This is a genomic window from Paenibacillus nitricinens (assembly GCF_052056485.1).
GTDB classification, from domain to species: Bacteria; Bacillota; Bacilli; order Paenibacillales; family Paenibacillaceae; genus Paenibacillus_AQ; species Paenibacillus_AQ nitricinens.
Genome location: NZ_CP183948.1, coordinates 5,286,568 through 5,300,339 on the forward strand (window position 1 = coordinate 5,286,568; position 13,772 = coordinate 5,300,339).

Here is a 13,772-nt window from a genome sequence, read left to right on the forward strand (position 1 = left end):
TTAACAACCAGGTGAACATCGCTGTCAGCAATTTCCCGCAGAAATAACTGCACAAAATACAATTAAACTCTCAATTCAGGAAGCACAAACTAAAATAGTTGCAGAAAGTACAATTAACCATAAGAAGAAACAACAACGTTGCAGCCTTATAATCTAGCAGCTCGGGAGTTTTATTATTAAAAAATGCCGTCTCACAGTTGATCTGTGGAACGGCATTTTTTTGTGCTTCTATAGCTTGTAGTCAGTTATATAACTTCACAGATTGCCCTTGTTGCAAGGACGGCGGGAATCGATAGGTGATTGGAACGGAAGCACCCTTGTCCTCAATACAAGAGAGTATAATCTTAGCGGCTTGCATACCCATTTCGTATGCAGGCTGACGAATCGTTGTAATGACTGGATTATAAATTTGCGCGAATTCCGCATCATCTATACCGATGACAGACAATTGTTCCGGAATAGCGATCGCATTTCGATTCGCATATTTCAAAATCTCTGCTAGCGTGATATCGTTCGTAGCCAATAGCGCTGTCGGAGGGTCCGGCAATGCTAAAAGGCGCTTCAGTCCTGTAGCTAATTCTTCTTTTGGCACACTACAGATATATTCCTCACGCAGAGGTATGCCGGCTTCTTCCATCGCTTTTTTATAACCACTGATCCGCTCTTTACGAGGGGTAATCGCATGTTCACCTAATGGAAGGGATACGAGAGCGATTCGCTCATGTCCTTGCTGAGTCAGCTGCCCCACACCTATCTTGGCCGCCATTTCATTGTCGAGCAGCAAACTCTGCGTGGTGATTCCATCTACCAGACGATCCATAAACACTAGCGGAAAGTCAGACTCGATCAGCCGACTGTAAGCAGACGGATCGTTCCCTGTCGGAAAAATAATTAAACCGTCCACCTGTCGGGCGACTAAGGTTTCGACGTACTTACTTTCTTTTTCCGCATTCTCATCGGCATTGCATATGATTACTTGAATCCCGTGTTGCTGCAGCTCGTTCTCGATCGCCCGGATACATTGAATAGACAGCGAATAATCGATATTAGCAACGATGATTCCGACCATATGCGTCCGATTCTGTTTCAGACTGCGCGCAAGTCCATTCGGTTGATAATTGAGCTCCTCGATCACAGCCTCAATCCGATTCTTCGTCGCTTCACTCATATATTTAAAACGTTTGTTCAAAAATTGGGAGACTGTACTCTTCGACACTCCCGCTTTTTGAGCCACATCATCAATCGTTAACTTCTTCATCGCTTCGGCTCCACTCTTCTCAAAAGAAAATACTTTATCAAAAAGTATAGCTTTTATTGGGTGAATTATCTACTAAGGAGTCTGACTCATAAATTCGTGATACAGCTCATTTCGTTGCTCTTCTGATAAAAAGGCCCAATCTTCATCTATCCATCCTAGCCCACCCTTCACAATAATATCCGCTTTGCGCAGTACCCCATCCACTTCATAATCCATGGTTAATGTTTCTCCCTTAATCTCTTTAAACCCTTTGGTTGTTGCAGTTGATCGAATGCTTAAGGTCTCTAGATCATAAAGCACTGTTTTGTCTTGGTATGTCTTATCTACCGGGTATTCTAGGTAACTTATTACGAGATATTCATTCTCCTTATCCACAGCGAATAAATACTTGTAGCTTAACAGTGTTTCATCAAAGTTCGTAAGATCCGTCGGTACCACAGTTTCTCCAGCCATTGCTTTTTTAACATTAAGCATTGAAATTCTACCATTCTCCGGTTTGTCTGAACCTAAAGTTCGCGTGGAGGAACTCAGCAGGATATAATCTCCCGCTCCATAGAATCCATTCATATATTGATAAGTACTTGCACTTCCAGCATAAAGAGGAAATGTATAAATCCTAGTAGCCGAAGAAGCCGATAGCTCCGTCTGGTCCTTCGAGCTCAGGTAAAGGGTGAACGGTTCTGTAGGATGTGTGTACTTTGGCTTCTTGTAGTCAACCATCGGGGGTGGCGGCGACCAAAGGATTCCCGCTGTTGTCTCAACGGCATATGCTTTAGTCTTATCTCTGCTCATTGGCAAAGGCATGTAGTATTTCTTACCGCTAATCTCAAACTCTGCTGGACTTGTCGGAGGCTCTGACGCTTTGTCATTAGTAACAGGAGTAGAAGAAGGTAGTATCGCTGCGGCTTGTGACTGCACCGATGAAGATTGGACTGGACCATGACTCTTCCATGCGCCTATAGGCAAGTTAAGTGCACCTATCAACAAAATCATAGCCACACTGGTCAGTAACACACTTTTGTTTATTCGATAACGTCCGCGACTTTTATTTTTTAGCACAGCAGCCTGCTCAATCCGCATCATCAGCTCAGGTGTAAAGCCATCTTCAATAAAAGGTCTTTTGCCTGCTTGCGCATACCAATCAGTCTGTCCGATCATCACTGGATTACTATTATCAGCTTTGCCTTTCATTCTCTCTCCTCCTTCTGAATGGCTTGCTTAACCTTCTCCCTCGCTCGCGCGAGCCGAGATTTCACAGTCCCTTGTGGTACATTCAGTAAATCGGACATTTCGCCGATCGATAGTCCATACTGAATATCCAGTACAAGCACCTCTCTATTCTTATCTGGTAGGTTCATAATAATTTCCCAGATTCGGTTCGCATACTGATTGCCGAGCGCTTCTCTTTCTGCAGACGGAGCATTTACAGTAACAGGTTGATCTCCAAATGGTATGAATCTGCGCCAAAAGCTATTTTTGCTCCAGCTGAAGGCTGTATTTCTAGTAATCGTGAGCAGCCAGGTCTTCATCGACGATTGTCCCCGGTACTTCCCCACATTTTTATATGCCTTCAAAAATACTTCTTGGCTAATATCATTCGCTTGCTCACGGCTTCTAGTTAAGAAAAAAGCATAATTCCACACATCCGATCCATACGCCTCCATCATTTCCCGCAAGGTCATTTCGGACGCATACGCTTCTGCATATGGCATATCTTCGCTTAGCATGTTTCGTCTCACCCCTTGCCTAATATGACTTTCCAAACTTGAAAAAGTTCCCTATAAAATAAATAATTAGGTTTTACATTACTTAACAGTATATTCTCTATATCTGTCTATTAAAAAGCACCACCGATGAACGTCTAAACGTCATCGGTAGTGCTCGGATATCTGATAGGGCTGATCTGAATCTTGATTGTTGCTCTCTTTGTAAGTTTGTCGCCCGTAATCGGAGGATAATGATAAACCTTGCTTTTCTCCGGACTCAGATATATCTGTAAAAAGCGTTCTATTGCATTTCGTGCAATAGAAATTGATTTTTCAACGCCATAGAGAGTATCTGTTGCACTTCATGCAATAGATACTCTTAAAATCCACAGAAATAGGCGCTTTTCCTCATTTTGAGTGTACAAAGTACAACAGAATGAAGATCCCGCTATCTTGGAGTGCGTTCTATTGCACAAAATGCAATGCCTCCACCAACTTATATCGCACTTCAACCCCCTCTGCCCGCACCCGCATCTGTATTTCCCCCTGCTGATCCGTCCGGAAAATAGATGCTTGGTTATCTTGCAATCGCTCCAACACCTCAGCTTTCGGATGACCATACAGATTATTAACACCCGCTGAGATCACCGCTGCTGCAGGCTGCCAGAATTTTAACCAAGTTTCGCCAGTGGATGTCTTGCTCCCATGGTGAGCCACCTTCAACACATCAATGACAGGTCCAGTGCTAATCCCCTTTTGCTTAGCCTGCTCTACAATCTCCTCCTCGGCTTCCAAATCCATATCTCCGGTGAATAGAAAGTTCCTACCATTCATCTCTAAGCGAAAAGCTACCGAATCGTGGTTCTGCTCTTCCAGTAGAGGAATGCCATTCTGATAAGGATTACCCGACGCTTCTCCACCCCTTCCCTCCGGCCATAAAAAGGACAGCTTCGTCTTATCATCCGGGGAAAGGGTCTTTCCTTGATGCACAGCATACAACTGAACATCCCTCTCTAGCGCAGTCCGCATCATCCCCATATAAAACTCGCGATCAACTATTGTCCCATTAAAAAGCAATGCCGAAACCGGAATCTCTTCCAACACGGCTTGAAGTCCTCCGGCATGATCCTGATCTCCATGTGTCAAAATAATGACATCTAAACGGTGGATACCACGTTTTTTCAGCAGAGGAACCAGCACTTTAGCGCCAACCTCGAACGGACTTCGGCGAACGCGCCACTCTTCTTTTTGACCAAAGTTTAAGGTTCCGCCACCGTCCACTAGAATATGTGCTCCGCTCGATGTAGTGATGAGAATGCTGTCGCCTTGTCCAATATCCAGATAACTAATTGTACCTCTGCCTGCTTGACCGTCCGACTGATAACCCCAATACAGCAGCATCACCAGCCCTACTGCCAACAGTAGAACAATCGCCCCGCTCCAGCGTCCAACCTTGGAACCATCAATAGCAAACTGTGAATTCCCCACTCTCCCAAACCCACCGTGACTGTTCACAGGTAAACCAGCCTCCGTTAATGGTCTCGTCTCATCCTCCATATATTGCGGTGCAGAACGAGTTTCCTTTCTTAGCTTGGCAACATACAGCAGACCATACAATAAAACATAGTACACCTCGATCCACAGCAGTGAAGGTGAGCCCCAAATCAAAACTCCACCGGCAAATTTATTGATCCATTCCACAGCGAAAAAAGTAAAGTTATTCAGCAGCTCCGTAACATGCGCCAGTACGTATGCAGCATCTTCCCACAGTCGTCCAAGCAGTAGTGCAAGCGTCCCTAGCGGCAATACTACAAAGGTAATCAAAGGTACAAAGACCAAATTGGCGACAAAGGATAGTAGCGAAAACTGATTAAAATAATAAATCGTGAGCGGGAAAGAAACTAATTGGGCCACTAACGTCACAGAGACCGCACCTTTAAGCCAGCGTGGCAGTATGCTCAAAAGAGGATTCATAAGCGGAACGTAAACCATTAAGCCAAGGGTCACCAGAAAAGACAGCTGGAAGCTGACACTGAGCAGCATATAAGGATTCCAGATCAACATAACCAGTGCCGATGCCGCCAAAATATTCAGTCCATCCTTCAGCATCCCAACTCGTGCAGCGAGCAGGGCAATCATACTCATCAGCCCCGCACGCACAATGGACGGGCCCGCACCCGACAAGAGGACATATACAGGAACAAGTATGAAGGTGAGCGTTAGTGCCGTCTCTTTTGTCAGCCGTAAGCGCCTGAACAGAAATAAAAGAACACCTACATACACCGCTACATGCATACCTGAAATGGCGAGAATATGCGTCAAACCGAGCTGCGAGAACTGCTTAAAGGTATCCGGATCAAGATCATCCTGCATCCCAATGATTAAGCCCTTCATATACCCAGAGTGACGTTCTTGAAAAAGTTGATCGAGCTCTGCCCCAAGAGCCATCCGCGCGCTATCATTTAAGCGAAAAATCGTTAACAGACTCCATGAATCTGGCACGGTTACCCTTACATTTTCGGCCCCCTGCCCCTTCAATAGCCAATGAATCTTCTTCGTATGTAAATAGGCACGATAATTGAAGCCTCCAAAATTACGCGCTACTGCCGGCTCTTCCAGCACGCCATTAAGCAGCACCTCATCCCCTCTTCGCCACTTCGCAGCAACAGTAATTTCATGCTCGGCCAGAAGTTTGATCTGCACTGCGATTAACTCACCCTCTACCTTTTCATCCTGCTCTTCCACAGGATTAGATGCTTTTTCATCTCCCTCTGCAAGCAGGTTCATATGTGAGAGCTTCATTGTAAAATCAACCCGATCCCCATCCCGTTCCACAACGGAAATGATCATGCCTCTAGCTTCCACGGGACTCCCATTCAACTCTGCAATCGTGCTACCCAGCGCTTCAGGTATTCCGCTAATATTTCGAGCTTCGTTCCACTTCCAATATCCAGCCGCTAAAGAAATGGATAAACACAACACGGCTATGTATTTCCAGCTTACTGTTCCCCACACCCTAAGACTCACCAGTAAAAGTATTAATCCTGCCCACGCCAATAGCAGTCCGCTCCCTGAGCTTAAGCAAGCCGCTGCGCTTCCAGCCACCCAACATACTGTAAAGCTTAACAAGGGTCTTTCCTTCACGTGCCCATTCCCCTTTCACAATACTGGATACAAAAAAAGAACCTCTGCATACGCCATAAAAGCGCACGAGAGGTTCTTCCTCAAGCCATCTTATTAAATTGGTGTTATACAGATCAGCTATTCCGATACTTTGATCATCGTTTCACTTGGCGGCTCATAGTTCTCCAATTGGCGAAATATGATACCCTTGGCAGCCATCATCGCTTCAACCTTTTCCATATCCTTACGGTAAGGTCGGTAATACACAATTTCCACGATACCACTGTTCGCCAGCATATTGGCGCAGGTCCAGCAAGGCTCATCTGTCACATAGACGGTACTGCCTTCCCGATCGATCCGGTCTGTAAATAGCAAAAGATTCTGTTCCGCATGAATCGTGCGAATACAGCGCTGTTTCTTCACCATCGTCTGTACGCCATCCACGATTTCCATTTCATATTGCTCCGAGAGCATACAGCCTGCCTCTGAACAATCAGGTACGCCCATTGGCGCCCCGTTGTACGCTGTTCCTAGCAACTTCTTGCCTTGTACCAGCACAGCACCTACATGTCGGCGATTACAGCGTGAACGAGTGGAGACCATGCAGGCAATGTCCATGAAGTAAGTATCCCAGTCTTTACGATAAGCAGCAGTCATAATCAATCTCCATATCCTTCTAAATAGTTGTTAACTATTGTAACACATCCCCGCAAGTATTCACTAGGACAACGGTTGTAGCACATTCAACAGTACCTTCAATACCCTTATATCTTAAAATATTACTAAAGGCTTTAGCTTTTCCAGCATTTTGGGCCCGATCCCCTTCACCTTCCCCAAATCTGACAGACTACGAAAAGCCCCTTCACGGTTGCGGTACTCGATTATAGTCTGTGCCTTCTTCTCTCCGATGCCCGGGAGATCCATCAGCTCCTTAGCACCCGCAGTGTTCACATTTATTTTACCTTCCTGTGAAGCGACTGACGTGGTAACCTCAAGCGCCTCCAAAGCATTCTCTCCAGTAACCGTTGTCCCTTTTTCATCTACTGGAGTCGGGACAGTATGATCTGCTTGTGCAGTATCCTTCACCTTCTGAGCAGCATCAGACTTATCACTAACTTCAGCCTTTCCGGCACTATCAGTTTTCCCAGAAGCATCAGTCTTCCCAGTGGCTTCGGCCCCCACTGTAACTTTCCCAGCACTTTGCTTATCTACCTTCGTCTGCTGACTTCCCACACCGCCCTCTAAGGCTGAAGCTTCATCAGGCTCAGCGACTCCAACCGCTTGTTCCATGCTTCCATTCAAGGTCTCCCATCCGGCAATGCCGGAATCCCCCTTACTCCCAGCAGCCCATAACAGTCCGCTACCTAGTAAAGCTACAGCCACTCCGAGCACTATACTCCCTTTATTCAAAATGCACTCCCCCTCACGAAAATTCGTCCTATACTTTTTTGTGAATCTTCATACATTCCTTTAATTGGAATTCCCTTTAATAATTCATACAAAACCTGTCATTTGTCCAAGGCTATCCTGCATACATATAACGAAGAGAATTCATGTCAGTTAGTAAAAAGCAATGCTAGAAAGGAGGAACCACAGGTGAAAGTAGGATTTATCGGAACAGGCAGCATGGGCAGCCTGCTGATCGACGCCTTTCTTTCTTCCGGAGCGCTGGAACCGTGTGATGTGCTTGCCAGCAACCGCAGTCTGAATAAGCTGCTCGAGCTTGAGAAGCGTCACCCCGGCATTTCCATTTGCGGAAGCAATAGGGAGACAGCGTTAGGAAGTGATATCGTTTTTTTATGCGTAAAGCCGCTTGAATTTAAAACATTAACCAATGAGATCGGCTCATGTCTCCGGAGTGAGCAAATCGTCGTATCCATTACAAGTCCAGTTCAATTGCATCATCTGGAATCCGCTTTGCCGTCCAAAATCGCTAAGATTATCCCAAGCATTACGCACTGCGTCAAGAGTGGGACTTCACTGTGCATTTTTGGCAGCAGGCTTAATAAAGAAGACAGGCTTGTACTGCTACAGCTATTGTCTTTCATAGGTGTCCCCTTAGAAATCCAAGAGGCACATACCCGAATCGCTTCTGATTTCTCCAGCTGCGGACCTGCGTTCTTAAGCTATTTCATTGAGCGCTGGATTGAAGCAGCTGTTGAGGCCACTGGAATTGAAGAGACATTAATCAGCCGACTTGCTGGTGAAATGCTGCTGGGTACAGGAAAATTGCTGACAGAAGGTGAGTTTACCCCGCAAGAGCTTCAAGAACGGGTCGCTGTTCGCGGCGGCATTACCGCAGAAGCGTTAAACCACTTACGTACCAGTCTAGATGGTGTATTTGAACGCCTCATCACGACAACGCATGATAAATATGATGAGGATGTTATTAAGCTTGATGAACTATTCGGACATGACACTATTAATCAAGGTCCGAAATAACGTTAGAACAACAAAGCCCGCAGCACGGATTTCTCCGATGCTGCGGGCAGAATTGCGTTCTTCGCTTAACCCACTACAATATTTACAAGCTTGCCAGGAACCGCAATAATCTTGCGTACGGTTTTACCTTCTACAGCTGCACTTACATTAGGAAGTGCCAGCGCATGAGCTTGCATTTCTTCCTGACCCATATCCAGCGGAATCAATGCGCGTTGTACGATTTTACCATTCACCTGAATAACGATTTCAACCTCAGCATCAACTGTCCATGCTTCATCATAAGTTGGCCAAGCCACGTAGCTGATGCTTCCTTCATGACCAAGCAGTTGCCATAGCTCTTCAGCAATATGCGGTGCCAGTGGTGACAACATTTGCACAAAATGTTCGGCAGCTTCATGGGACAACGTTTCTTGCTTGTAGGCATCGTTAATGAAAATCATCAACTGGCTAATCGCCGTATTGAAACGCAGATGCTCGAAATCCTCAGTAACTTTCTTAATCGTTTTGTGCCAAGTACGTTTGAACTCTTCCGTTCCGCCATCTGCTGTGATTTTGGAATTGAGCTTACCTTCCTCATTCACGAACAGGCGCCATACACGGGACAAGAACCGGTGAACCCCTTCAACACCCTTTTCATTCCAAGGCTTGGTTGCTTCCAGAGGGCCCATAAACATTTCATAGACACGCAGTGTATCTGCACCAAAAGCTTCAACAATCTCATCAGGGTTGATGACATTTCCGCGTGATTTACTCATTTTTTCATTATTATTTCCAAGAATCATACCTTGGTTAACCAGCTTATGGAAAGGCTCTTTCGTTTCTACTACGCCGATATCATAAAGCACTTTGTGCCAGAAACGTGCATAGAGCAAGTGAAGCACGGCATGCTCGGCTCCACCAATGTACAGATCCACTGGAAGCCATGCTTTTTGCTTCTCTGGGGAGCACAGCTCTTGATCGTTCTTCGGATCAATGTAACGCAGGTAGTACCAGCAGCTGCCCGCCCATTGCGGCATGGTGTTGGTCTCACGGCGAGCCTTCATACCAGTCTCAGGATCGATCGTTTCCACCCAATCTGTTACATTGGCAAGTGGAGACTCCCCAGTACCCGATGGTTTGATCGCATCTACATCAGGCAGTACCAGCGGCAGCTGATCAACCGGAACAGTCTTCATTGTACCGTCTTCCAGATGCAAAATTGGAATCGGCTCTCCCCAGTAGCGTTGACGGCTGAACAGCCAATCACGCAGACGATAGGTTACTTTACCTTTACCTACGCCCTTCTCTTCCAGCCAAGCAATCATCTTCGCAATTGCTTCTTCATTCTTAAGGCCATTCAAGAAATCAGAATTGACATGCGGTCCGTCTCCGGAATATGCCTCTTCTTCAACGTTGCCACCTTGCACGACTTCCACGATATCCAGGCCGAATTGTTTAGCAAATTCCCAGTCGCGTGTATCGTGACCTGGAACCGCCATGATCGCACCCGTTCCATATCCGGCAAGTACATAATCTGCAATCCAGATCGGCGTCTTAGAACCATTCACAGGATTGATTGCATACGCACCCGTGAATACACCGCTCTTCTCTTTAGCCAAATCTGTACGTTCAAGATCGCTCTTATGAGAAGCTTTCACACGATATTCTGCAATCGCTGCGCGTTGTGCTTCTGTTGTAATGGCATCAACCAGTTCATGCTCTGGTGCTAATACGCAGTAGCTCGCTCCGAACAATGTATCTGGACGTGTTGTAAACACGGTCAGGCTAGCGTCGTGACCTTCAATTTCAAAGTTCACTTCTGCACCTGTGGATTTGCCGATCCAGTTGCGCTGCATATCCTTAATGCTTTCAGACCAATCCAGCTCTTCCAGATCTTCTAGCAGACGCTCAGCATATTCAGTAATTCTCAGAATCCACTGACGCATCGGTTTGCGGACAACCGGATGTCCTCCGCGCTCACTTTTACCGTCAATAACTTCCTCGTTGGCAAGTACTGTACCCAGTGCCTCGCACCAGTTAACAGGTACTTCTGCTACATAAGCCAAGCCTTTGTTGTACAACTGGATGAAAATCCACTGCGTCCATTTGTAATAATCTGGATCTGTAGTGCTGATCTCGCGATCCCAGTCGTAGGAGAAACCCAGCGATTTGATCTGACGACGGAAATTATCGATGTTCTTATCTGTAAAATCACGTGGATGCTGACCAGTATCCATGGCATACTGCTCTGCAGGAAGTCCAAAAGCATCCCAGCCCATCGGGTGCAGCACGTTAAAACCACGCATCCGTTTGTAACGGGATACGATATCCGTTGCTGTGTAGCCTTCTGGATGACCTACATGCAGTCCTGCACCTGAAGGGTACGGGAACATATCCAGTGCATAGAAATTCGGTTTGGTTGGATCTTCACCTGTCTTAAAACTTTTGTTCTCATCCCAGAACTTTTGCCACTTGGGCTCAATAGCCTGTGCCCGGTAACCGCCGGCAGGTATACTGTTTGTTTGATTGTCGCTCATTGTCTGCTCCTCCTTGGAGTGTTACTACTTAGATTTCTTAACCAAGCATAAACTGCCATCGGCATCCTTATAAGGACGGTAAGCGTTTATGCAAGAAATATAAGACATGAAGTATTTCGTGAAACCTATACCCTCTTATATTTACAAAAAAACCTCCCATCCCTAGCGTATTATCGCTAGGGACGAGAGGTTATAATTCCCGTGGTACCACCCTAGTTAGCGGCTGAATATACTTTATTCTGCCACTCACTTTGCACCCTTTAGCGGGGGTGAGGCGACGACGGTTCACCTAGGACATCCATTATATCTAGTGGATATCCTGAAACTTGCGCCGTTACTCCGAGGTGAGTTCACTCCGTTCCGTTAACCGGCTCGCACCTTAGTGCCGGCTCTCTGCAATAACGGTATAGAATTAATACTCCTCATCATCGATCAACTATATATACCGACTGTTCATCAGTAATATTCCCCAACATTATATACAAAACTGTTGACTATAGTCAATGTTTTACCCTATTTACACGGGTTTTCGTTTGATTAAATACGTCATAAAGTGTTGAATAACGACTTTCGCAGCCGCGAAGAACGGTACAGCAAGGATAAGTCCGATCATCCCCGCCAATTCACCGCCAACCAGAAGTGCAAAAATAATGAGCAGCGGATGCAAATGCAGCTTCTTTCCCACCACCTGAGGTGAGATTATGTTACTTTCCACGATTTGGCACACTGTGTTAACCACTGCAACCAACAGCACTAAACGGAAAGAAACCGTCGAAGCCATTACAATGGCTGGTGCAGCACCCAAAAAGGGACCCATATACGGAACAATATTGAACACTGCCACCACACTCGCAAACAATAAAGCATATGGCATTCCGATGATGGCATAACCGATATAAGCAAGCACACCTATAATAATGCAGACCAGAAACTGTCCACGAATGTAGTTGCCGAGTGCATCATCGATATCTTTTAACAAAGTTACAATCGACTTACGGCGTGCGCGGGGCAGACAAGACACCACCGTCCGCTCAAACACATCAAAATCCTTCAGAATATAGAACACTAGAAACGGTACAATGAAAGCATTGAACAGCACATTAATCGTTGTCCCTATATTATCGAGAAAATTAGAGATCCCTTCGGCGAGACGACTTTCCAGTTGAAAAAACCAGTTGTTCATCCCCATTTCGACCCCGGGCGGGATTAGTCTAGAATTCATATGTCGCATCAGCCCCTGAGCTTGCAGCGTCATCTCTGGCAAATGTTCATTCAACTCTTCAAGCTGCTCGATAAACATCGGGATAAGGTTAATTGCGATCACTGCAATCGCCGTTAGGAATACTGCATATATAAGTAGAACAGCTACACTACGCGGCATCTTCCGTCCGGCAAGCATACTAACGACGGGATTCAGCACGTAGGAAATAATCATAGCTGCCAGAAATGGAGCAAGGATTGCCTTCAAAAATACAAATATCCCCTGCAGCATTGGACGAAGCAACCAAACAAAATACAAAATGATCAAGGAGAGCAGCACTCCGATCATCCAGCGGAACCACTTACTTTGGGACCATTGCTCCATGAGTGTACCCTCCTGCGACTGTAGCCTGGACTAGCTTCGTAAATAAGTATATGTATGGCCGCAGCAAAATAACCATCAAGCACACAAAATAACCCCACAAAGTGAGGCCTGTGCTTCGATGCTGATTCAGGTACTTTGCGGGGAGCCCCAAAATAACCCCACAAAGTGGGGCTTTTTCTTCGATGCTGATTCAGGTACTTTGCGGGGAACCCCAAAATACCCCCACAAAGTGAGGCTTTTTCTTCGATGCTGATTCAGGTACTTTGCGGGGAGCCCCAAAAAAAGCGCCAATAACCCTGCAGCTGATTTCAACTGTAAGGAGATTGACGCTTTAAGTACCTAGATCATTCTTGCTTACAAAGCAAGATTCATAGTTAAGACGACGCATGAATTTGCGGGAAATCCTGAGTCATATCATCCCCGGAGAACAGATCGTCCAGAGAGCTGAGAGTGCCATCTTCTTCCACCTGATACACCGACATTTTCTCGCCGTTTACCGTCAATTCAATGAAACAGCCCCAGCAATAGAACTGGTGGGAACCAATCTTTCCGATATCTTTAGAGTTACAGTTTGGACACTTCATATAATACATTCCACCTATCCGTTAACAATATTAATGGCTTTTTGTAGCCGTTCTTCGCTCATTGCAGGAACCATTAAAGCATTCTCACCAATGGACATCTCATCAGAACAAGGCAGCCATTTGCGGCCTTCGATCAAATCAGTCACAAGCCCGTCACTGATTTCCAGCGCTCCTATTGTGTTTCCCAACTTTTGGTCAAAATAAACATCCGATATTCGTCCAAGTATAGTTCCAGTTGTAGTCAGTACTTTCAAATCCTTAAGTTTGTTCTTTCCTAATAGAAAAGTACAAGGTATATGATCGGCATCTGTCTTATCAATCGACTCTTTACTACGAATCATGACAGCATCCTCGCCGTAGGCCACAATATCTTTCCATGCCACAAATTTCACATGGCCGCCAAAAAAAGATTTGCTTTCCAGTTCAATACCCGTAATATTCCAGTTTGAATCGAGTAGGATATCGACAATCTTGCCGATTTCATTCCCCTCTTCAACTTCAAATACAGCCAAGCCGATCAGATCTTGAAGTCTCATGGCTGCCTCGGTCCCCTCACTT

The 13,772-nt window shown here is 45.8% G+C and carries 11 protein-coding genes; 1 reads left to right on the top strand and 10 read right to left on the bottom strand.

Annotated features, from left to right (window positions below; genetic code table 11):
* Positions 1-241: 241 nt before the first annotated feature.
* The 6 genes from ACN6KS_RS23630 to ACN6KS_RS23655 form a co-directional block, all read right to left on the bottom strand.
* Positions 242-1,258 carry a LacI family DNA-binding transcriptional regulator gene (locus ACN6KS_RS23630; protein ID WP_440960625.1) on the bottom strand — a complete coding sequence of 339 codons (1,017 nt, stop codon included), beginning with the start codon at positions 1,256-1,258 and terminating at the stop codon, positions 242-244.
* Positions 1,259-1,330: 72 nt separating this feature from the next.
* Positions 1,331-2,449, bottom strand: a complete 1,119-nt coding sequence (locus ACN6KS_RS23635; RefSeq protein ID WP_440960626.1) for a hypothetical protein — start codon at positions 2,447-2,449, stop codon at positions 1,331-1,333.
* Positions 2,446-2,985 carry an RNA polymerase sigma factor gene (locus ACN6KS_RS23640; RefSeq protein WP_094872680.1) on the bottom strand — a complete coding sequence of 180 codons (540 nt, stop codon included), beginning with the start codon at positions 2,983-2,985 and terminating at the stop codon, positions 2,446-2,448. The genes ACN6KS_RS23635 and ACN6KS_RS23640 overlap by 4 nt, the downstream gene beginning before the upstream one ends.
* A 444-nt stretch (positions 2,986-3,429) precedes the next feature.
* Positions 3,430-6,108, bottom strand: coding sequence for a ComEC/Rec2 family competence protein (locus ACN6KS_RS23645; protein ID WP_440960627.1), 2,679 nt, complete (start codon positions 6,106-6,108; stop codon positions 3,430-3,432).
* A gap of 117 nt (positions 6,109-6,225) precedes the next feature.
* Entirely contained in the window at positions 6,226-6,744 is a 519-nt protein-coding gene (locus ACN6KS_RS23650) for a deoxycytidylate deaminase (protein ID WP_440960628.1), read from the bottom strand.
* Between the two features lie 114 nt (positions 6,745-6,858).
* Positions 6,859-7,497 carry a helix-hairpin-helix domain-containing protein gene (locus ACN6KS_RS23655; protein ID WP_440960629.1) on the bottom strand — a complete coding sequence of 213 codons (639 nt, stop codon included), beginning with the start codon at positions 7,495-7,497 and terminating at the stop codon, positions 6,859-6,861.
* A 186-nt stretch (positions 7,498-7,683) separates the two neighbouring features.
* Between ACN6KS_RS23655 and comER the strand changes: the two genes are divergently transcribed.
* Positions 7,684-8,529, top strand: a complete 846-nt coding sequence (comER, locus tag ACN6KS_RS23660) for a late competence protein ComER (protein ID WP_280788901.1) — start codon at positions 7,684-7,686, stop codon at positions 8,527-8,529.
* Between the two features lie 65 nt (positions 8,530-8,594).
* On the opposite strand, the gene leuS is transcribed toward comER, so the two are convergent.
* The 4 genes from leuS to ACN6KS_RS23680 all read right to left on the bottom strand — a co-directional run bounded on the left by leuS (position 8,595) and on the right by ACN6KS_RS23680 (position 13,750).
* Positions 8,595-11,045, bottom strand: a complete 2,451-nt coding sequence (gene leuS, locus ACN6KS_RS23665; RefSeq protein WP_094872674.1) for a leucine--tRNA ligase — start codon at positions 11,043-11,045, stop codon at positions 8,595-8,597.
* Between the two features lie 517 nt (positions 11,046-11,562).
* On the bottom strand, positions 11,563-12,630 hold the full coding sequence (locus tag ACN6KS_RS23670) for an AI-2E family transporter (protein ID WP_042191048.1): 1,068 nt from the start codon (positions 12,628-12,630) through the stop codon (positions 11,563-11,565).
* Between the two features lie 374 nt (positions 12,631-13,004).
* Positions 13,005-13,214 carry a hypothetical protein gene (locus ACN6KS_RS23675; RefSeq protein WP_036677557.1) on the bottom strand — a complete coding sequence of 70 codons (210 nt, stop codon included), beginning with the start codon at positions 13,212-13,214 and terminating at the stop codon, positions 13,005-13,007.
* A gap of 14 nt (positions 13,215-13,228) precedes the next feature.
* Entirely contained in the window at positions 13,229-13,750 is a 522-nt protein-coding gene (locus ACN6KS_RS23680) for a PRC-barrel domain-containing protein (RefSeq protein WP_042191050.1), read from the bottom strand.
* Positions 13,751-13,772 lie beyond the last annotated feature (22 nt).